This is a genomic window from Aliidiomarina sp. (genome assembly GCF_022565475.1).
GTDB lineage: Bacteria > Pseudomonadota > Gammaproteobacteria > Enterobacterales > Alteromonadaceae > Aliidiomarina.
In genome coordinates this window covers 55,106-75,672 of sequence record NZ_JAIUMR010000005.1, presented here as the reverse complement: position 1 = coordinate 75,672, position 20,567 = coordinate 55,106, and the positions used below count along the sequence as shown (strand labels likewise).

The following is a 20,567-nucleotide window of genomic DNA, read 5'->3' as shown; positions in this document are numbered from 1 at the left end:
TAACGGCTTGCCCATCAATTCGACGGCTATCGAAGCAGTGTACTACGACTGCGACTCAACACTCCATAAAAAAAGCCACCTAACTATGAGGTGGCTTTATGCAATTGAGTTTGACTTAGAATTACAGTCGGCGCTCAATCTTAGCGTTAGCTTTCAGTGCATCGAGAAGCGCACGATACGCTAATTCAGCGTACTGGCCTTCCAACTGACGTTGGCTGCGCTCACGCGTTTCTTCGTCAACTTCACCAGCAACCACTTCACTCAATTCAATGATTGCGGCATCACCGTTCGCTAAAGAAACAATCGTACGGCTTGAACCAGTACTTGAAGGCGACATTCTAAACAGCTCCTGACGCACTGCACTCGGTAAATCACTCGAGTTGCGGGTTACCTGGTCGAAGCTAGTAAACGCCTGCTCTGAAGTTTCACCTTCTGCTAGTGCTGCGAGAACTAAATCAGCTTGCGCTCGAGCGAGTTCTTCTGCTCGTTGCGCACGCAGATATTGCTCAATATCATCCTGAACTTCAGCAAGCTCAAGTACTCGCGCAGGCTGGTACTCATCGGCACGGATCACGAGTGAACGGCGCTCTAATTCAATTAAATCACTGTTTAGACCAAATTCGCGCACATCTTCCGAAAACGCTTGAGCAATCAGTTGCGGCTGGTCGAAACCTTCGGCCCCGACTTGCGGTTGCAACCAAGGCGAAATCTGAACTTCGAGCCCTAAATCTTCGGCGACAACGTCCAGCGTATGGTCAACTTCGAATGAAATTCGTGCCAATTCTTGCTGCAAATTAAAGTATTGCTGTTCAGCTTCGACGCTCGCTAAGTTGTTCCGGATATCATCGGCAACTTCGCTAAACGCAGTCGTTGCAGCGGCTTTAAGTTGCGTTAGCTTGACTAAGTGATAGCCAAATTCACTGCGCACGACCTCGGAAACATCACCTTCGTTTTTGAGAGCGAAGCCCGCGTCCTCAATATCAGGGTCTAGTGAGCCACGCTCTAAAATACCTAAGTCACCACCTTCCTGACCACTGAAGAAATCGTCCGACTCACTAGCCGCTAGCTCAGCGAAGTCAGCACCGTCATTCAATTGTGACGCTATTGCCTCGATACGTGCTAAAGCAGCTGACTCGTCATCACCAAATTCAACCATAATATGAGCAATGCGACGTGACTCGCGCGACTGAAATGCCGCCGGATTGTTATCGTAATAAGCGCGCACTTCCTCGTCAGAAACTTCAACATTCGCTAGCACATCGTTAAAGTTTAACTCGACGTAAGCAAGACGAATCTGCTCGCTCTCTTCAAATAATTCTTGGTTATCGAAATAAAACGTTTCAATTTCTGCTGCTGACAATTCCACCTGATCGATAAAATCACGCGCAGAAATTGTCGCAAAACGGCCACTGCGCTTTTCATTCTGCAAGACCTGCATCCGCTCCACTTCACTCGCTAAAGCGAATTCAGAGCCAAAAGCACCCTGCATGAGCATGACGCGGCTCATCTGGATCGACAAGTAGTCGCGGAACATCGCTGGCGTGAAACCGGCGTTATTCAATGCGCGCAAATAAATGTCATTGCTGAACTGGCCATTCATTTGGAATTCAGGCATCTGCACAATTGCATTGCGCAACGCTTCAGTCGACTGATTGATCCCGAGCTTTCCGGCTAGTTCTGAGGCTAGCTGCTCTTCAATGAGGTTCTCCAGCACGCTTTGGCGAAGCTGTCGCATGTAAGCTTCGTCTTGCGCCAGAAATTCAAACATATCGCCATATTGCTGCTGCAACATGCCGCGTTGATTCTGATACGCACGATCAAACTCTGCGCGAGAAATCTCATGATCATTGACTTTCGCTGCATAATCATCAACGCTGCCGCCCAAGTAGGCGCTAACACCGGTGAATGCAAATGCAATAATAATTAAAAACAGGATGATTTTGACAACCGGGCCCTGCGACCCCTCACGTATCTTCTCGAGCATGGTATGACTCTTTGACCGCTATCTGATTAAACTTTACGACAAGAAAAAAGCGCATCGTGCGATGCGCTTCTTTTTGTCATCACAAAGCGCAGTATATCACAAATACACAACGCTTCTGAATTGCTAATTACTTAGTTCACCGCATCTTTCAGCGCTTTACCTGCTTTAAACGCAGGAACTTTCGCTGCAGCGATTTCAATGGTCTCGCCAGTTTGTGGGTTACGGCCAGTGCGAGCAGAACGCTCACGAACTGTAAAAGTACCGAAACCAACTAATGCCACTTGATCTTCGTTTTTCAGAGCTTCAGTAACCGCGCTAATAAAAGAGTCCAAAGCACGGCCAGCAGATGCTTTGGAAAGTTCTGCGTCTGCTGCAATTTTGTCAATAAGCTGAGACTTGTTCACAGTATCATCCCCTTCAATTGTTATTATGGAGTTCTAGATGGTTCCATTTGAAAATGGTCCAGCAAAGTTTATAACAAGCTTATACCATTAGTTCAAGCATTCATAATGCCCATTTAACTCCTCCCAAATTCTTCTCATGCCTTGAGCAGTAAGGGTTGGAGGTTAAGCACTAGGCTATCACAGTCTTTGTGGATGAAAAGCCTTTTTTCGTAAAAATTTAACAATTTTTAACGAGCTTTACGTTCAAGGCTTCTCATCCACCCTTTGTTTTTTATTTTTTCTTTTTGCTTTTCAATGATTTATAAGGATCATTCTGAAGCGAAAGTGTGAGCACATCGTCAATCCATTGCACTGGGAAAATCTCCAGATCGGCTTTGACATTGTCAGCTATTTCCTTGAGATCGCGCTCATTATCCTTAGGAATGAGTACACGCTTTATACCACCGCGGTGAGCTGCAAGTAGCTTTTCTTTAAGTCCACCAATGGCTAATACTTCACCACGAAGTGTAATCTCTCCCGTCATCGCCACATCAGCGCGCACTGGATTCATCGTTAACGAGCTAACCAAAGACGTCACCATGGCAATGCCAGCACTCGGGCCATCTTTCGGCGTCGCACCTTCCGGAACGTGAACATGAATATCACGCTTTTCATAAAAGTCATCAGCAATGCCGAGCTTTTCCGCTCGACTACGAACGACTGTCATGGCGGTACTAATCGATTCTTTCATCACGTCGCCAAGAGAGCCAGTACAGACCACTTTCCCCTTACCAGAGACGTTGGTCGCTTCGATAGTGAGTAGATCACCGCCGACTTGTGTCCAGGCTAAACCTGTCACTTGACCAATTTGGTTCGCTTCTTCTGCTTTACCAAAGTCAAAACGTTGAACACCGAGAAAATCGTCGAGATTTTTCTCCGTAATTTTCACTTTCTTCAATTTCTTATCGAGCAAGATTCGACGTACCGACTTACGGCACAGGGTCGATAACTCCCGCTCTAAATTACGCACACCGGCTTCGCGCGTGTAATAGCGAATAATACCAAGAATGGCGTCGTCACTAATCTCAACTTCACCCTTACGCAGACCGTTGCGCTCCATTTGCTTTTCAAGCAAATGACGCTTCGCAATATTCAGTTTTTCATCTTCGGTATAACCGGAAAGACGAATGACCTCCATTCGATCAAGCAACGGCGCTGGAATATTCATGCTATTTGAGGTCGCCACGAACATAATATCGGAAAGATCGTAGTCAACTTCTAAGTAGTGGTCGTTAAAGCTGCTGTTCTGCTCAGGATCGAGAACTTCGAGCAGTGCTGATGCTGGATCACCGCGCATATCTGACGACATCTTGTCGATTTCATCGAGCAGGAATAGTGGATTACGGACACCAACTTTCGCCATTTTTTGCATTAGCTTGCCAGGCATGGAGCCAATATAAGTGCGGCGGTGACCACGAATTTCCGCTTCGTCACGAACGCCACCGAGTGCCATACGGACATATTGACGCCCTGTTGCCTTCGCAATCGACTGCCCTAACGATGTTTTACCAACACCGGGTGGTCCAACCAAACACAGAATCGGGCCTCGTACTTTTTTGCTCCGTTGCTGCACTGCTAGGTAGTCTAAAATGCGCTCCTTCACCTTTTCAAGACCAAAGTGGTCGGCGTCAAGAATAGACTCTGCTTGGCTTAGATCTTTCTTAACCCGTGATTTCTTATGCCATGGCACACTGGTCATCCAGTCAATATAACTGCGGACCACAGTGGCCTCTGCTGACATCGGCGACATCATGCGCAACTTCGCCAGTTCTGACTTTGTCTTGTCATATGCCTCTTTCGGCATCTGTGCTTCATCAATCTTTTTCTGCAGTGCTTCGAACTCGTCAACACCGTCTTCGCTCTCGCCCAGCTCTTTTTGAATAGCTTTCATTTGCTCATTCAAATAATACTCGCGCTGGCTTTTTTCCATTTGTTGTTTAACACGGCTGCGGATCTTGCGCTCAACTTGCAGGATATCGATCTCGCCTTCCATCAACGCCATTAAATGCTCGAGACGATCTTGAACACTAATAATTTCCAGAACACGCTGCTTATCTGCGAGTTTAAGCGGCATGTGCGCGGCCATGGTATCCGCTAAACGATCAGCTTCGTCAATGCCACTAAGTGAGGTTAGAACCTCCGGTGGAGTTTTCTTGTTAAGCTTCACATAGCCTTCGAACTGATTGAGTGCAGAGCGAACCAGAATTTCTTCTTCGCGCTCTTCCATGTCTTCACTGGTCAATAATTCGATATCAGCACGGAAGAAGTCACCGTCAGGCTGCCATGATTTAACTTTCGCCCGCTGCGTTCCTTCTACCAGAACTTTCACCGTACCGTCAGGTAACTTTAATAATTGCAGAATGGTCGCGATCGCACCAACATCGTAAATATCGTCAGAGCCAGGCTCTTCTACCCCAGCGTCTTTCTGTGCGACGAGAAAAACTTGCTTATCATCATCCATTGCTGCATCGAGACAACGAATAGACTTTTCCCTTCCGACAAAAAGCGGAATGACCATGTGTGGATACACCACCACATCACGTAATGGTAGGACTGGTATACCTTGACGTTCACCACTTTCTTTTGTCATCACTTTTCCCATTTGCTGAAAACGCTAAACCCATACTCTTTAATATGCGGCTAAACTGATAAAGTTCAATCCCTTTCTAATAAAAAGGGGCCTTTCGGCCCCTAACTGGTGATTATTCGCCCGATGCTTGGGCTTCCTTTTGATTCTCGTAAATCAAAATAGGGTCCGAGTCGCCACTGATCACTGACTCGTCTATCACAACTTTAGCAACGTTTTCTAACGAAGGTAACTCATACATCGTATCGAGTAGCACTTCTTCAACAATTGACCGTAAGCCACGTGCACCCGTTTTCCGTTTCATCGCCTTTCGTGCAATGGCTCGCAATGCGTCTGTTCGAAACTCAAGTTCAACGTTTTCCATTTCCAATAAAGCACCGTACTGTTTGGTCAGTGCATTTTTCGGTTCGCTGAGAATTTGCACGAGGGCATCTTCGTCTAATTCCGTTAAACTTGCGACCACTGGAAGACGACCAATGAACTCTGGAATGAGTCCATATTTAACCAAATCTTCAGGCTCGACTTGCGTGAGCAGATTCACTTGATCTTTTTCGGTCTTCGATTTCACTTCAGCACCAAAACCGATACCGCTGCCTGTCGCTAAACGTTGACCAATAACTTTCTCGAGTCCGGCAAACGCGCCACCGCAAATAAATAGAATTTTCGACGTATCAACCTGAACAAATTCTTGTTGAGGGTGCTTGCGCCCACCTTGTGGTGGAACCGAAGCAATGGTTCCCTCAATCAGTTTGAGTAATGCTTGCTGTACACCTTCACCGGACACATCTCGAGTAATCGACGGATTATCTGACTTGCGAGAAATCTTGTCGATTTCGTCCACATAGATAATGCCACGTTCGGCTTTAGCAGCATCATAATCACATTTCTGCAGTAATTTTTGGATGATGTTTTCAACATCTTCACCGACATATCCAGCTTCGGTCAGTGTCGTGGCATCTGCCATGGTGAATGGTACATCCAACATACGAGCCAAGGTTTCCGCAAGCAAGGTTTTACCACTACCTGTTGGCCCAATGAGCAAAATATTACTCTTGCCAAGCTCAACCTCCGGCTGCGCGCCAGCATTACGTAAGCGCTTATAATGATTATAAACGGCGACAGCCAGGACTCGTTTGGCTAAGTCTTGGCCAATGACATAATCATCTAAATGCTGACGAATTTCTTTCGGTGTCGGTAAACGGTCTTCGGACGCTTGCGGTGAAATATTCTTAATTTCTTCTTTGAGGATATCGTTACACAGATCGACACACTCATCACAAATGAACACGGACGGACCCGCGATCAGTTTTTTGACCTCATGCTGGCTTTTGCCACAAAATGTACAGTAAAGTGACTTTCCACCTTTACCACTACTTGTTGTTGAATCCGTCATTCACTTCTCCAGTACGCTACTGCTGTACCTAATCTACTTTACTTCGACTTCAAGCCTCTACAGGACTTGAACATTAATTTAGCACAACTGATAACGGCTTTAGCCTTGTTGTTGGCGTTTTTCCAAAACTTTATCAACAATGCCATACTCAAGCGCTTGTTGCGAACTCATAAAGTTATCCCGATCGGTATCTTTCGCTACACGGTCAAATTCTTGTCCGGTGTGCTCTGACAAAAGACGATTGAGCTTCTCTTTTATATACAGAATCTCGCGCGCATGAATTTCGATGTCGGACGCTTGCCCTTGGAAACCACCCAATGGCTGATGGATCATCACACGTGAATTCGGTAGACAAAAACGTTTACCTTTAGCGCCACCGGCCAATAAGAATGCGCCCATACTGGCCGCTTGACCAATACAAATGGTCGACACATCATTGCGGATAAATTGCATGGTGTCATAAATTGCCATGCCCGCGGTGACTGAACCTCCAGGTGAATTTATATACAGATAAATGTCCTTTTCTGGATTCTCAGACTCAAGAAATAGCATTTGGGCGACAATCAAATTCGCCATTTGCTCTTCAACAGGGCCGCAGAGGAAAATAATTCCTTCTTTAAGTAAACGGGAATAAATATCAAACGAGCGCTCACCTTTTGCTGTTTGTTCGACAACAATCGGTACGAGTGCAGCCATAGGATCCGGCATGTTATTTCCCATCAAAACTTCTCTCCTAAAATAAAAATGGCTCAGATGAATTTCATCTGAGCCATTAAACCAATTCTTGCCGTTTTCAGCAAATGCTTATTTTACTGGCGGGTTCATCACGTCATCAAAGCTGACTTGCTTTTCAGCAACTTTTGCTTTGGCTAACACGAAGTCAATTGCTTGATCTTCGAGTACGACGTTGTGAATCTGCTGCATCGCTTCTGCATTTTGCTTGTAATAAGTAATCACTTCTTGCGGATCTTCGTACGCAGAAGCTTGGCTTTCAAGCATTTCATCAACGCGTGCTTGGTCAACTTTAAGCTCATTCGATTTAATCACTTGGCCAAGTAACAAACCGACTTTTACGCGTTCTTCAGCTTGTTCATTGAACAAGTCTGCTGGCAACTCAGGCATATTCTTCGCATTGCCACCAAAACGTTGCATCGCTTGTTGACGTAGAGCTTGAATTTCCTGTTGCTTCAGTGCTGAAGGCACTGGCACATCGCTGTTCGCAGCTAATAAGCCTTGAATAACTTGTTGCTTCACTTTATTTTTCATCGCGTTCTTGAGCTCACGCTCCATGTTCTTGCGAACTTCGGTACGAAGTGCTTCAAGACCACCATCGCCGATACCAAACTGTTCAGCAAAGTCATCGTTTAACTCAGGTAACTCAGGCGCTTCAACGGTTTTAATGACCAAATCGAATTCTGCCGCTTTACCTTTCAAGTGTTCAGCATGATAGTCTTCTGGGAAGGTCACTTCGATCGTTTTCTCAGTGCCCGCCTTTAATCCTTTCATAGCATCTTCAAAACCTGGGATCATACGACCCTGACCAAGTTCTAAAGTAAAGTCTTCAGCTTTACCACCGTCAAACTCTTCGCCGTCAACGCGACCTAAGAAATCGAACGTCACTTTATCGCCGTCTTTAGCGCCACGCTTCACTTCTTTAAATACAGCGTGTTGCTTACGCAACGTTTCAAGCATGTTGTCGACGTCGGCATCAGTCACTTCCGCAACTGCTTTCTCGACTTCGACTTTGTCCAAGTCTTTCAATTCGACTTCTGGATAAACTTCAACCGTTGCAACAAATTCAAGGTCTTTGCCTTCTTCATCGGCTTTTGGCTCAATTTGCGGTGCGCCAGTCGGATTAATCTTTTCCTGAATCAAAGCTTCGATGTAATGACGCTGAATTTGCTCCATGACAACATCTTGGCGAATCGCTGGACCGAAACGTTTAGCCACCAAGCTCACTGGAACTTTACCAGGACGGAAACCATCCATACGTACCGTACGCGCACGTTGCTTCACTTGGTTTTTAACTTCACTATCAATCTTTTCAGCCGGGATTGTGATGGTTAACCGGCGCTCTAAACCTGTTGCTTCTACAGAAACCTGCATTGCTTTGTTACCTCAGCATCACTTAAACGTGCATTTCGTATTACTGTAGCCGATTGTGCTTGGTCACTAATGACGGCACCACAGAACCAACTACTCCAAATCTTGCGTTGTGCCTACCCTCAACTCAGCCAGGGTATAAAGTACGAACGCGCTTATATTCTGCCATCAGCCGATAAGGACTGATGAAAAATGACGCGACATTATAACGATCATCTTCGACTGAGTCGAGTCGAGCACCATAAAAACTGATCGCTTTTTATTTACAATTGAACGATACGGCTATGCGATTCATTCTAAGGCTAGCAAGTAAGCGGACAAAAATTGCCAAGTTTTTTGTGAAAAAACGGCATTTCTATTTGACAGCAGCGACGCAACTAAGCAACTCTTGTAGCTGCCAAACACAATAACAAAAATGATGGTAATTTGAATGTTTGATGAGCGCATGCAACAGGCTTCTTCTGCGAAACTTCTAAACGCCTTGCCGGTCGCCATATTTTCCGTGGCACACCCAACCGATACTAGGCTAGACAAGCAAGACATGTTATCCATTACTGTCCATGCTAATCAGGCCGCAATCGAGTTGTTCGATGTCAACCCTCACTGCTCGCTTGCCGAAATACAACAAACACTGAAATTCGAAGTTGACGCGATTAACCAGTCTGAACATGGTGATCAATCCATTAATTCGCCGTTGTTGACGACCATGCAAGGGGAAACCATTGATCGGCGTGACTTGATGCTGAACAGCCTGCCTATTCAATTGGTCACCGGTCAGCTAGCCATCAATAATGAAGAACAACTTTCCTACATGGTCATCCAACCTCGAGATCACCGACTATTTGTGAGCTCTGGGCTGCATATGGACATGCAATCGACCGAACTCTCTTTAAAGGAGTTTATTGAATATGAAAAGATTGTCAGTCAAGTCTCTCGTTCTTTAGCGGTCAATAAATTCCCCATCGAAGAGCGTATTAATCAAGCGTTGGCCAGTATTGGCGAATTCTGCCAAGTGGATCGAGCCTATGTCTTCCTGTTTGACTTCGATTGTTCAACGATGAGTAATACCCATGAATGGATTAATGAGGGAATTACGTCACATTTAGACGACCTGCAAGATATCCCGCGCGCTGGATTGCCGTGGTTTTTCGAGAAAATCACCACGCAGGGGATCGTAAATATTCGCAATACCCACGAACTGGGCGACGAAGCAAAATTGGAGCGCGAAGAGTTTTTGCAGGAAGACATCAAGTCAATTCTCTGTGTTGGCATGTATGCTGAAGATGAAATTATTGGTTTTGTCGGCTTTGACATGGTTGCACGACAACGGTATTGGTCGGAAAAGGACATTCGCCGGAGTCGGATGATCGCGGACTTAATCGCCTCAAGTATTCACACAGATCTCCTCATGCAGTCCTTGAAAACAACCCAGCGGCAGCTGCTCGCAACTAATGAATCACTGCGGCGCTTAGCGATGCGTGATAGTCTGACCGGGTTGCCGAGTAAACAACAATTCATCGAGCGCGTCACCGAAGAAATAGCGCGAGCGCAACGGCAAGGTCATGAGCTGTCGCTTTGCTTGTTCTCGATTGATCTCCTACAACAAATCGCTGCCGAAACCGAGTTAGAGCACTATAATCAACTCGTGGTGCGAGTGGCTGAGCTTTTAACCTCATTTTTCCGGCGCAACGGTGAAACTGTTTCGCGCATTGAAGACTGTACTTTTGCAGTCATTTTACCGCACGTTGAGCATTCACTTGCACAGCAGCGCTCTGCAGAATTACTGCGACGTGCCACCGAGCAAGTCAAAGCGCCAGCTGCCGGCAAATTAACATTGAGTGCAGGACTTGCATTCATGCATGCCGACATCAATGCAGAATCGTTACTTGCCCAAGCTCAAAATCAATTATCACTGGCAAAAAGCCAAGGTGGTGGTAAGCTCGTTTCATAGTATTTGATTGAGTCTGCAGGTCGCATAATAGTAACCAATCGTATAGTTCATGAGAGGAATTGGTATGACGTACTTATTACCAAGGTTTCGGTTTCATCAACGTTTTCGTCTTTTCCTTTTGCTATCCTTGTCCTTGCTGATTACCGCATGTTCAAGTTCAAGTCCACCAGCACAGGACAATTTGCATGTCAGCGAAAACCGGATTGTACTCAATGGCGCTATTACTGAAGCAACGCTAGCAAGCTTTGTGCATCTGCTAGAAACGCAGCCTTCGATTGCATACTTCGATGTAAATAGCGCTACTGGCGATCCCTTAGCCGCAATACAACTTGGTTATGCCGTGTATCACAGTGGTATTACGGTCAGAGTCATCAATGAATGCTTGGGGCCATGTGCAAACTACCTATTCACTGCCGCTGCGCAGCGCATCATCACAGCTGATGCCGTCGTAGCTTGGTCTGGCGGGGCCCTCAATCAAAGCCGAGTTTTACAATGGCGGAATTATATGCTCCCCGGCGTCCGTGACTTTCTAACCCGTTATTCAGATGCTTATTTACGCCGCGAATCACGCTTTTTTGACCGTATCAACGTCGATCAGCGCATCACGACCTTTGGTTTTGATGAACATTTAGGTTGCATGACTGACGACACCCTGGGATTTTACTATTCTCCAGCCGGACTATTGTCGCTTGGTTTAGGACCGACACAGTTTACCGAGGAACCAGCTCCCGCTGGGCTTGCGGAGAAGGGCTTTTGTTTAGTTGAACTCAGTGACCGGTTCTTGCTCTTGCAGAATCACTAACATGAATCTGAACTAGTCTGTTTGCTGCAAGCGCGCATTAAACCGCTCGCAAATCTGTGCGATGTCAACAACGTGTTGCTCTGGTATTTCTATGCTCAAGGTAACCTGAGACGAATAGTCCACACCATTAACCTCGCCTTGGTGCAAGCCAATAAAGTGCCGTATCGGTTGTTCCGCAGCGAAATCACACTGTAAGGTCAGTTGAACCTTCGCCACCAGTTTTTCCACAGAAAGCGCTGACATCACCAACTCAGTCGCTTGCGAATAGGCTCGCACCAGTCCCCCAGCACCCAGTTTTATGCCCCCAAAATAACGTGTTACCACAACGAGCACATCGCCAATCCCTTTGTGCTGCAACACATTGAGAATAGGTTTACCCGCTGTTCCGCTCGGCTCTCCATCATCGTTCATCGCAGCACTTTCCGAGTTCCCAAGCACATACGCCCAGCAATGATGGCGCGCGTCCGGATAACGCACCTTCACCGCTGCCACTTGAGCTAAGGCGTCATCGCGATTACTGACCTTCGTGGCAAAACCGATAAATCGGCTTTTCTTAATTTCGAGCTCGCGCTCACAACTACCTTGCGGAACCGAGTAACTCATGATTCACTGTGTGCTGCTTGAATCGCTTGCTGCAAGTCCTCGAGAAGCTCGCAAGGATCTTCAATCCCAACTGATAAACGTAATAAATCGTTCGGGACCGGTGTGTCCTCACCTTCGATACTGGCGCGGTGTTCAATCAAACTCTCAACACCACCCAGCGAGGTCGCGCGTTTCCATAGCTGTGTCCGCGCAGCAATATCGATGGCCGCTTTCGCACCACCGCGAACGCGAATTGACACCATACCCCCAAAGCCTCCCTCCATCTGTTGCACGGCAACAGCGTGACCAACAAACGACGGTAAACCAGGATATAATACTTCGACGACATGGTCAGTTTGTTGCAGTTGCTCGGCCAAATACATCGCCGATTCGCAACTGGTGCGCACACGTAGCACTAGGGTGCGCATACCGCGCAGCAACTGCACTGCATCATGTGGACTTAACACAGCGCCAGCTTGGCGACGTATTTTCCGTACCCGCAGCCAAAACTCGTCGTTTTTATCAGCGGTAATCAGCGCACCAGCGATGACGTCTGAATGACCATTCAAATACTTCGTCGCTGAGTGCATAACAATGTCAGCACCAAGCTCAATTGGCCGACAGAGTACCGGCGTTGCAACAGTTGAATCGACCACAACACGGATTCCATGTGCCTGTGCCTGTTCCGCGATCGCTCTGATATCGGCAATATGCCACATCGGATTCGCCGGCGTTTCCAACCAGATTAGCTTCGTTTTCCCTGGCTGCAGCGCACTTGCGATAGCGTCGAGGTCGGAGGTATTGACGAAATCAATTGCCACACCCCAGTTGTGCGAAAACTCTATCAGCCAGTTGCGCAGTGCCCAATACATGACCTTCGGGGCCACCACATGGTCACCCGGCCGTAATGCCTGAAACACACTCACCGCAGCCGCCATTCCCGAAGCAAACAACATCGCTTCAGCACCTGACTCGATATCAGCCAACACAGCTTCGACCACTCGGTAAGTAGGATTGTCATCGCGGGAATAGATTAATCCGGAGCGATAATGATTATCGGCATCACGCAAATAGGTGGTTGATGAATATATCGGCGGGACCAAACCTTTGGTTTGTTCATCAATAAAGCCAAGTGCCTGCGCTACACGGGTCTGAATCGACAGCCCAGCTTGTTTGTTCGAGGTCATGGATAATATTCCAATTCAATAAATTTAGGGAATTAATGGGCGGTAGTCATTTTCGAGTTGAGCAAACGAGAAATCGCCAAGGAAACGACCGACACTAAGCCAAGTCGCTAATCCACGCAAATCTTTGAAGTGCGGTGGCACAAATGTTGGCTGCTGAATCATTCCTGAATCTGCCAGCTCACAGATTAAGCGAAAGTCATCGACCGCTAATTTACCCGCGAGAAGCAGCGGTAACCGATCGATCTTACCCAATTGAACAGCGACACGGATGAGGTTATAAACCAGTACGAAGCCGCGAATATAAGCCAAATCTTTGGTAAAAGGCTTACCGGTTGGGGTACTGCCACGAAAAACACGTTGCGCTAAAGTATACGCTTCGTCTTCTTTAATCCCTTGCTGCAATAGTGCACGGTAGACTTCCACAAACTCTGCACCATCTGCGGCTAAAGCGGTGGCATGGATGCGACTGACCAATTTTGCCAAACGGCGTGGTGTTGAACGTAGGGTAATGACTTCGGTTAAGACCGCCAAACCTTCTTGGGTAATGGTTGCACTCGGTGTGCCCTTACTCAAACAGGTTAAATACGGTTGCTGCAGACCGTTTTGAGTGGTACCGATGTGAATCCAGCCCTCATGGACTTCAAGAATATCGAGTTCACGCTGCGAAAACTTCACATCTTGATTCAATTTGATCCGGTCACTACCGGCCGCGGCATCGCTGACAATACCATCTGACAGCATGACGTTAACATTAATCCCTGCCATACTGTTGCGCAATTGACCTTGCAGCATTTCAACCGCTGTCGCAGCATCAATATCTTTCTTTTCTTCAGGTAAGGCGTCACTGGCTAACAGGGTATCAAGCGGGCTTTGCAGCATGGTCGCAAGTTCAGCGAGTGACGGCTCATTGGCATGAAATACATCGTCAGGATGACCAAAAAGTTCGACCGATAATTCATGAAACTCTTCGGTGCCACGGGCTTCGATCATACGCACAACATCACGATACTCGCGGCAAGCGCGGGTCATTAATTGCGAAACAGGGCTTAAACGACCAAGTTGACGAACAATGTCGCGCTGAAGTTCAGCAAGTTGCAAACGGAGATCAGCAGGTGAAAAGCCAAGTTGCTTTTGCTGATAATAGGATTTTTCTATTTCTGGATTGCGTTCGGCTTTTTGCTGAAAAAATCGCTCTTTGATCGAACGGTCCCAATTCACAGCATCTAAAATCCGAATCGGTGCCTGCAATTGCACCAAACGATCCGATAAGACTCGTGCGTGATCTAGAAAGTGTTGTTCCGCCATATCCACCCCAAAGCGATGATTCCAAGAACCATATTACCTCGTAATGCACAGATATGAAAAAGGAAACTGAGAAATGGTCGGCGAGACTGGATTCGAACCAGCGACCCCTTGGACCCAAACCAAGTGCGCTACCAAGCTGCGCTACTCGCCGACGACAATAAAGATTTCTTAAGAATGGGGTGGATGATGGGACTCGAACCCACGACAACCGGAATCACAATCCGGGGCTCTACCAACTGAGCTACACCCACCACTGATTGACAGTGCAATGTGTCACATACTATGACTTTCCCGACACAAGCAGACCTGGCACGCCCGGCAGGATTCGAACCTGCGACCGACGGCTTAGAAGGCCGCTGCTCTATCCGACTGAGCTACGGGCGCGCTGTTCTTCCTGCGGTAACGCTGGGAAAATGGTCGGCGAGACTGGATTCGAACCAGCGACCCCTTGGACCCAAACCAAGTGCGCTACCAAGCTGCGCTACTCGCCGAACTAATTCGTTGTCCTAATAAACACATTGTTCACTAGGTGGCAACGGGGGCGAATATTACCTATCTGCCGCGTCATCGTCAAACACTTTTTCAGAATACCTGATTGTATGGCTATTTTTGAAGCAACTCGGTAAAAAAGTAGGCTTTAACCAATAAAAATTATAGCCGCAAGCGCATATCAACGCGAACCTCTAATTAAATCAGACAAGCGACCATGAAAAGTAATCACCAAGGCTGTTTTCATGATCACTTTTCTGCGACAATATTTGCCCTACCCGAATCGCAATCAAATGACGGAATGCTCTCATGGCCGCGCAATTAATTGATGGCAAGAAAATCGCACAAGAAATTCGTGCTACCGTAAAAGATAAGGTTTCTGCTCGTCGCTCGATGGGATACCGAGCTCCCGGATTAGCCGTAGTATTGGTTGGGCAAGATCCTGCTTCTCAAGTCTATGTTGGCAGTAAACGCAAAGCCTGTGATGAAGTCGGTTTTGTCTCAAAAGCCTATGACTTGCCAGTTACTGCGTCTCAGGCTTCTTTAGAGTCATTAATCGACGAACTCAATGCAGATCCAGAAATCGACGGCATTCTTGTGCAATTACCTTTACCCGCGGGGCTAGACTCAACACGAATTCTTGAACGGATTCATCCGCATAAAGATGTTGACGGTTTTCATCCCTATAACATCGGCCGACTCTCACAACGCATCCCGTTGTTGCGACCTTGCACGCCCTATGGCGTCATTCGCCTGTTAACTAGTACGGGTGTTGATTTACATGGTCTTCATGCCGTCGTCGTCGGAGCATCGAATATCGTTGGTCGGCCAATGAGCCTCGAATTACTACTCGCCGGTGCGACAACAACTGTCTGTCACCGATTCACCAAAGATTTGCAATCGCATGTAGCGAACGCCGATGTTCTTGTTGTCGCCGTCGGCAAACCAGGGTTTATCCCAGGCGCTTGGATTAAACCGGGCGCTATCGTCATCGATGTCGGCATCAACCGCCGCAGCGACGGCTCGTTATGCGGTGACATCGAATTTACCGCAGCTGCAGAGCGCGCGAGTTGGATTACGCCAGTGCCGGGCGGTGTTGGGCCAATGACTGTGGCCTGCTTAATGCTCAATACGCTGCAAGCCTGTGAAGATTTCCACGACCCACAATGACTAACAGCAGCGTGCCTACACGATAATAGGTTGACGTACACTGTTAGTTAAAGCGACAAGCGCGAATGCAATGGTACGTGAATGTGCTTGCGAATTGGCCATAAACGTTGCCCATTCAATGCCTGAGCCTGACAATGAATAGATTGAAATGAAACAGCCTTTGCAAGGATGTCTCGTGCAATCGCTACACGTAATGGATAACAGGCCACAACTTCGACTTGCAGCACACGATCGCGTAAATAATCAGCTTTTGCATCTTCCTTGAGTTGTCCAATTCTAATCTCAGGGAAATCAACAAGAAATTCAGACTGACTCATGGTCGTTTGATACTTAGCCAAACGTTCAGGCTCTGGATGGACTAGAGTTAACTTCGTATAAGCATATCGCCAGCTTGGATCATAGTTCATTGCGTATTGAAAATACGCTTGCATACTTTGCCAGTTCATATGTTCACGCGCACCATATTTTACCGTTTCAATGGCGGCATACGTGACAACTTGAGTAGCAGCGAATACCCAGATAAGTTGAATAGCCAATAAAACCACTACCAGCATAAATCCAATGCTAACTACTCCTTCAAGTAAACCCTGCCCTTGCATTCTTTTGATCATGCTAGTCAACTTTACAGTTGACGGATGACAAAACATGAAGCACTTCAATTTGATTTCCGTTTACCGAGCTATTTGGAACCCGCAAAGACAAACCCGATATGCCTTGCAGAGCATTAAATTGCCAGGTGAATTTCACCATGTATTGCGATACATCAATCGCAATTAATTGTTGCAGAACATGTTTGCGTGGATATTCAATAGCAAACGTTGAGTGCTGGAAAAGGGAAGCTATGAGCGGTTGTTCTTGGCACACTAAGTCTGCCGTTAACCAACTCAATACACCTTTTTGGATCGTGTCTATTTCAATCGCCAACACATCTTGGTGCTGCAATACCCGCTTTGCCAACATTAACTTTGCAAAAGCTAAGGACACAGAGCTGAGGATAACTAATGCAATGAGTAGTTCCGCAAGAATGAAACCTTTTCTGGACAAAATCTCGACCTCCCTGTCGATATAGAAATAGACGAAAAAGGAGCACCGGTATCACTCCACCAGCGCTTCCTCCCTTCGCTCTCATCCATTGTATTCACAGCAAGTTATTTGAAGGTGATATACAGATTGGAATCAGTGGCATGATATGTATCTACCGCATTTCCATAATATTGAACCAAGCGACTGACTATTCTTTCACCATTAAAACCGTCCATCATGATCACGTAGGCGTTAGGCTTAAGTGGAACCCCTGCAACTTGATAACCACCACCCCACGGATTCTCGTGTTCGCTAGTCCCCCATTCTTCCGGAAGCATCGCATGATCAGCTAACGTCGATACATGTAAGCTCATTGACTCGCCGCCACTAAATTTCCATTGCTGAACAGCTGCACGTAATGTATTCATGTCATTCTGCAACTGCAGAACCTTTGAATTAAAGGCTACCCACTGTCCTGCCTTCGCTACGCCAAGTGCTAAAAACGCAGCGATAGTGATAACCGTAAGTACTTCTAACAAACTAAAACCACGTCTATATCTTTTCATTGTTGACTCCATGTCAGTTAATTTCCATTAAACAATTTGTTGAACTACCAAACGCATGGCGTTCGATAGCGTATTAACCACCAAAGCTGTATTAATCAGTGCGAAAAAATAACAGGTTGTAACAGCGGATTTAACATAGCTTCGATGCCGCGCCATTGCATAATCAGCGACTCGTTCACACACTTTATGCATGATTTCTTTTTCTCTGCCCCCCTCATTCCTTAGTAATTGCACTTCAAATAAAATGCTGCGAGGAATCCCGCCAGCCGAGAGTAATTGTTCGAGCTGCGACACGCCTTGCCGAAGCCTTATAGTGACTTGCTTAAATGCATGACGCAAAGGAACAGAGCAATTGTTTTGGGCGATAAGCAATAATTCCAACACGCTCTGTTTACTTTGCAACGATAACGCTAGAACCTGGCAGAATGGAAGCAAACTCACCGTACGCATTCGCGTAAAACGGTTCATTGGCTGCGGAAAGTACTGTCCCCATTGTATTGCAGTAAAGGCAGCTATTAATCCTGTTACCAGCAGAGCCGCCATGAAAAAATAAGCCCGAACCCAGTCGGCTTCTAATCCTGCTGTCTGCGCAAAACTGTCTTGATAAATTTGATAAACAGCGGGCAAGAGGTAACCTGAAACTATATGAAGCACTATAAAACTAACACTCACTAAAACAAGTGGATACGCGATTTGACGCTGTGACGCTCGCTTCCATTGATACTTTTTCTGTCGACCTGCCACAATCATGTCCAGCGCCGCAAACAGTCCACCGGACTTCTCCCCGACCAGCAACAATGACTGTTCATCTGCAGCTAAATAGCGACCTAGGCTATGACTCAAGCTTTTGCCATTTTGACTGCTGTGCCTGATTTGACGACTCAGACGGTTGACACGCCGATCGGAATTTTCTTGGCTCATAAGAACAATGCCAAGCAAAGCTTGATCAAGTTGTGTGCGTCCACGCAACCAATAGATAAGTGCTTCCAAGAACCGGTTCACCACCGAACGGTCAAGCATGACTATTCCCTTGCTTTAACTGTCGACGATAATACGCTTGAAAGTCGGGGACATATTCAAGTGCATGTTCAAAATCAATTTCGCCCATCAGTAGACGCTTAAATGCTTGCTCAGCTAAAGAGCCAGTGATCGCAGTCGCTTGAATCGAAGACGCTTCGCCATGAATTGCTGTACTGCTTTCATAGGCGATGACTTCAGCTAGCAAGATTCTTCCCGAGGTTCCACGAAAAGCACAAGCCTCACAACCGTTCGGGTTGATTGTTCGAACACCAGCAAGGCTATGCTGCTCGCTCTTGAGGCTGCATTCGGAACACAGAACGGGAACTAGACGTTGGACGATGACTGCCTTCAAGACTTGGTTTTGGAGCAAGCGATTGACGTCAACTTTTAAGTCCTGCAAGCGCGTCAAGACCGCTGGAGGCGAGCTTGCATGCAGCGTTGAAACAACCAAATGTCCTGTTAAGCTAGCGGTTACGGCTGCAGCAGCACTTTCTGCATCCCGAATCTCTGAAATCGCGAGAATATCAGGATCTTCGCGTAAAACAATTTTAACCATTCGCGCAAAGGAGCCCGGCGTTGCCGTCTCAGGAATGTATTTTTGTTCTATGTTTGGCTGAATGATTTCAACTGGATCTTCTAACGAGATAACTTTGCGTGATTGCGGAAATAGACGATTAAACGCGGCAAGGCTGGTCGTTTTACCGTGGCCGGTTGGCCCCGCAAAAATAATCAGACCATCGGATAACTTACTTGAAGATCGCAAGTATTGCTCCGCGACTAAGTTAAACCCGAGCGCTTCAAAGGATGATACTTCCGTGCTTATCGCTTGCTGAACCCGCAAGGTGACCGTATAGCCTAACTGGCATGTCGACTGCTGCGCACGCACTCGGACATCACCATAGGGCTCTCCCATTGGCATCGAAAAGCTCGCCGCACATGTACGATGCTCATGGAAAAGCTCCTGATGATCATCCGCTTGGGTGTTGAAAGCTGCAGCCATCACTTCCGACATAAAGGTTCTATTGCGACGACCTTGTGGTTGTAACAACCCATGGATACGAAAAGTAACCGTAACCTCTTCACCTCGACACTGCAAATGTACGTCGCTTGCTTGCTTGCTGAGGGCGTCATGAATAATCCCAATTAATGCCTGCTGTGCCAAAGTTGCGTACGCCTCTGCCCCCTCATTCACAACTTGGTGACGGTTCGCTCCATCCGCATCAAGAACAAAATTACGCACATAATCAGCAGGCGCTTGCCACCAAGACACATACTCATAATGTTGCTGTACCATAAACGTCAATCGTTGCAGAAATAGCAGTTCATCTATCCAAGCCACCCCTGTTGCAATAATGCGTCCATCGTTTGTCACCATAACTGCGCAATTATCGTGTTCATGGCGGCGCAAAAAACCCGCGCATTCTTGAATGAATAATGGGCAATATTCATTTGAACGAGGAAAATCTTTTAACGTTGCGATATTCATATTCACTCCAAATAAAAGCGATAAAAACTATGCTGATCGCGCAGTTCAACCCAAGTGTGCTCTACCTTCACCGTCACTCCTGGCGCGATTTCACTATTATCCGCGAACGTTACAATACCTTGCGGGGTCTGGAACCGAGCGAATCTGCGTTCGCTCATATCAATTACAGCAACTAATCTCATGGTTGTGAGCAAAGACGCTAGTGTGTCATCCTTCGGCTTTGTGTTTTCCTCTTGCAACCCGCGCAACTGACTTTTCGTCTGTGCATATTGCAGTTGCAATTGTGCTAAACGCACTTCAAGCTGAACTTGCTGTTCATAAAGCCGCAGATTACGGATTGAACTCACTAATGCTTGGTTTTTCTCTAACTCTTCTATTTGCCGTTGGACAAGAACTGAATCTGACTCATTGGCACCGCTCAGTATCATCGCTGCAGGAAACAGTATTAAGTACAACCCACTTAGGAATGTGGTCAT

The 20,567-nt window shown here is 46.8% G+C and carries 18 protein-coding genes and 4 tRNA genes; 3 read left to right on the top strand and 19 right to left on the bottom strand.

Translation table 11 applies throughout. The annotated features are described in order from the left end of the window. Positions 1-121 precede the first annotated feature (121 nt). The 6 genes from LAT77_RS05990 to tig form a co-directional block, all read right to left on the bottom strand. A complete protein-coding gene (locus LAT77_RS05990; protein WP_290563653.1) occupies positions 122-1,984 on the bottom strand; it encodes a SurA N-terminal domain-containing protein in 1,863 nt (620 codons plus the stop codon). A 131-nt stretch (positions 1,985-2,115) separates the two neighbouring features. Beyond that, positions 2,116-2,388 (bottom strand): nucleoid-associated protein HU-beta, encoded by a 273-nt coding sequence (gene hupB / locus LAT77_RS05985; protein ID WP_290563652.1) that lies wholly within the window; start codon positions 2,386-2,388, stop codon positions 2,116-2,118. 271 nt (positions 2,389-2,659) lie between these two features. After that, positions 2,660-5,017, bottom strand: a complete 2,358-nt coding sequence (gene lon / locus LAT77_RS05980; RefSeq protein WP_290563651.1) for an endopeptidase La — start codon at positions 5,015-5,017, stop codon at positions 2,660-2,662. 112 nt (positions 5,018-5,129) lie between these two features. After that, a complete protein-coding gene (clpX, locus tag LAT77_RS05975) occupies positions 5,130-6,407 on the bottom strand; it encodes an ATP-dependent protease ATP-binding subunit ClpX (RefSeq protein WP_290563650.1) in 1,278 nt (425 codons plus the stop codon). Positions 6,408-6,506: 99 nt separating this feature from the next. Then, complete coding sequence (gene clpP, locus LAT77_RS05970) at positions 6,507-7,127, bottom strand: ATP-dependent Clp endopeptidase proteolytic subunit ClpP (RefSeq protein WP_290563649.1); 621 nt, start codon at positions 7,125-7,127, stop codon at positions 6,507-6,509. A gap of 84 nt (positions 7,128-7,211) precedes the next feature. Further along, positions 7,212-8,513, bottom strand: a complete 1,302-nt coding sequence (gene tig, locus LAT77_RS05965; protein ID WP_290563648.1) for a trigger factor — start codon at positions 8,511-8,513, stop codon at positions 7,212-7,214. 427 nt (positions 8,514-8,940) lie between these two features. On the opposite strand from tig, the gene LAT77_RS05960 reads away from it, so the two are divergent. Continuing rightward, on the top strand, positions 8,941-10,461 hold the full coding sequence (locus tag LAT77_RS05960; RefSeq protein WP_290563647.1) for a sensor domain-containing diguanylate cyclase: 1,521 nt from the start codon (positions 8,941-8,943) through the stop codon (positions 10,459-10,461). Positions 10,462-10,525: 64 nt separating this feature from the next. After that, positions 10,526-11,263 carry a hypothetical protein gene (locus LAT77_RS05955; protein ID WP_290563646.1) on the top strand — a complete coding sequence of 246 codons (738 nt, stop codon included), beginning with the start codon at positions 10,526-10,528 and terminating at the stop codon, positions 11,261-11,263. A gap of 12 nt (positions 11,264-11,275) precedes the next feature. Here the strand turns inward: LAT77_RS05955 and LAT77_RS05950 are convergent, their stop codons facing one another. The 7 genes from LAT77_RS05950 to LAT77_RS05920 all read right to left on the bottom strand — a co-directional run bounded on the left by LAT77_RS05950 (position 11,276) and on the right by LAT77_RS05920 (position 14,828). Beyond that, positions 11,276-11,866, bottom strand: coding sequence for a YigZ family protein (locus LAT77_RS05950; RefSeq protein WP_290563645.1), 591 nt, complete (start codon positions 11,864-11,866; stop codon positions 11,276-11,278). Continuing rightward, on the bottom strand, positions 11,863-13,032 hold the full coding sequence (locus LAT77_RS05945; RefSeq protein ID WP_290563644.1) for an aminotransferase class I/II-fold pyridoxal phosphate-dependent enzyme: 1,170 nt from the start codon (positions 13,030-13,032) through the stop codon (positions 11,863-11,865). Before LAT77_RS05945 ends, LAT77_RS05950 begins: the two co-directional genes overlap by 4 nt. Positions 13,033-13,056: 24 nt before the next feature. Then, positions 13,057-14,337: a flavohemoglobin expression-modulating QEGLA motif protein gene (locus LAT77_RS05940; protein WP_290563643.1), complete on the bottom strand. Its 1,281-nt coding sequence runs from the start codon at positions 14,335-14,337 to the stop codon at positions 13,057-13,059. A gap of 74 nt (positions 14,338-14,411) precedes the next feature. Beyond that, positions 14,412-14,488, bottom strand: a tRNA-Pro gene (locus LAT77_RS05935). 24 nt (positions 14,489-14,512) lie between these two features. Next, positions 14,513-14,588: transfer RNA gene (locus LAT77_RS05930), tRNA-His, on the bottom strand. A 56-nt stretch (positions 14,589-14,644) separates the two neighbouring features. After that, positions 14,645-14,721, bottom strand: a tRNA-Arg gene (locus LAT77_RS05925). Between the two features lie 30 nt (positions 14,722-14,751). After that, positions 14,752-14,828 (bottom strand) — tRNA-Pro (locus LAT77_RS05920). A gap of 307 nt (positions 14,829-15,135) precedes the next feature. On the opposite strand from LAT77_RS05920, the gene folD reads away from it, so the two are divergent. Then, on the top strand, positions 15,136-15,996 hold the full coding sequence (gene folD / locus LAT77_RS05915; RefSeq protein ID WP_290563642.1) for a bifunctional methylenetetrahydrofolate dehydrogenase/methenyltetrahydrofolate cyclohydrolase FolD: 861 nt from the start codon (positions 15,136-15,138) through the stop codon (positions 15,994-15,996). A gap of 47 nt (positions 15,997-16,043) precedes the next feature. On the opposite strand, the gene LAT77_RS05910 is transcribed toward folD, so the two are convergent. The 6 genes from LAT77_RS05910 to LAT77_RS05885 form a co-directional block, all read right to left on the bottom strand. Next, positions 16,044-16,607 (bottom strand): hypothetical protein, encoded by a 564-nt coding sequence (locus LAT77_RS05910; RefSeq protein WP_290563641.1) that lies wholly within the window; start codon positions 16,605-16,607, stop codon positions 16,044-16,046. A 1-nt stretch (position 16,608) separates the two neighbouring features. Continuing rightward, complete coding sequence (locus LAT77_RS05905) at positions 16,609-17,040, bottom strand: prepilin-type N-terminal cleavage/methylation domain-containing protein (RefSeq protein WP_290563640.1); 432 nt, start codon at positions 17,038-17,040, stop codon at positions 16,609-16,611. Positions 17,041-17,144: 104 nt separating this feature from the next. Further along, positions 17,145-17,585: a type II secretion system protein gene (locus LAT77_RS05900; protein ID WP_290563639.1), complete on the bottom strand. Its 441-nt coding sequence runs from the start codon at positions 17,583-17,585 to the stop codon at positions 17,145-17,147. A gap of 27 nt (positions 17,586-17,612) precedes the next feature. Continuing rightward, positions 17,613-18,605 (bottom strand): type II secretion system F family protein, encoded by a 993-nt coding sequence (locus LAT77_RS05895; RefSeq protein ID WP_290563638.1) that lies wholly within the window; start codon positions 18,603-18,605, stop codon positions 17,613-17,615. Then, positions 18,598-20,091, bottom strand: coding sequence for an ATPase, T2SS/T4P/T4SS family (locus tag LAT77_RS05890; protein WP_290563637.1), 1,494 nt, complete (start codon positions 20,089-20,091; stop codon positions 18,598-18,600). The genes LAT77_RS05895 and LAT77_RS05890 overlap by 8 nt, the downstream gene beginning before the upstream one ends. Before the next feature lie 2 nt (positions 20,092-20,093). Further along, positions 20,094-20,567: a hypothetical protein gene (locus tag LAT77_RS05885; protein ID WP_290563636.1), complete on the bottom strand. Its 474-nt coding sequence runs from the start codon at positions 20,565-20,567 to the stop codon at positions 20,094-20,096.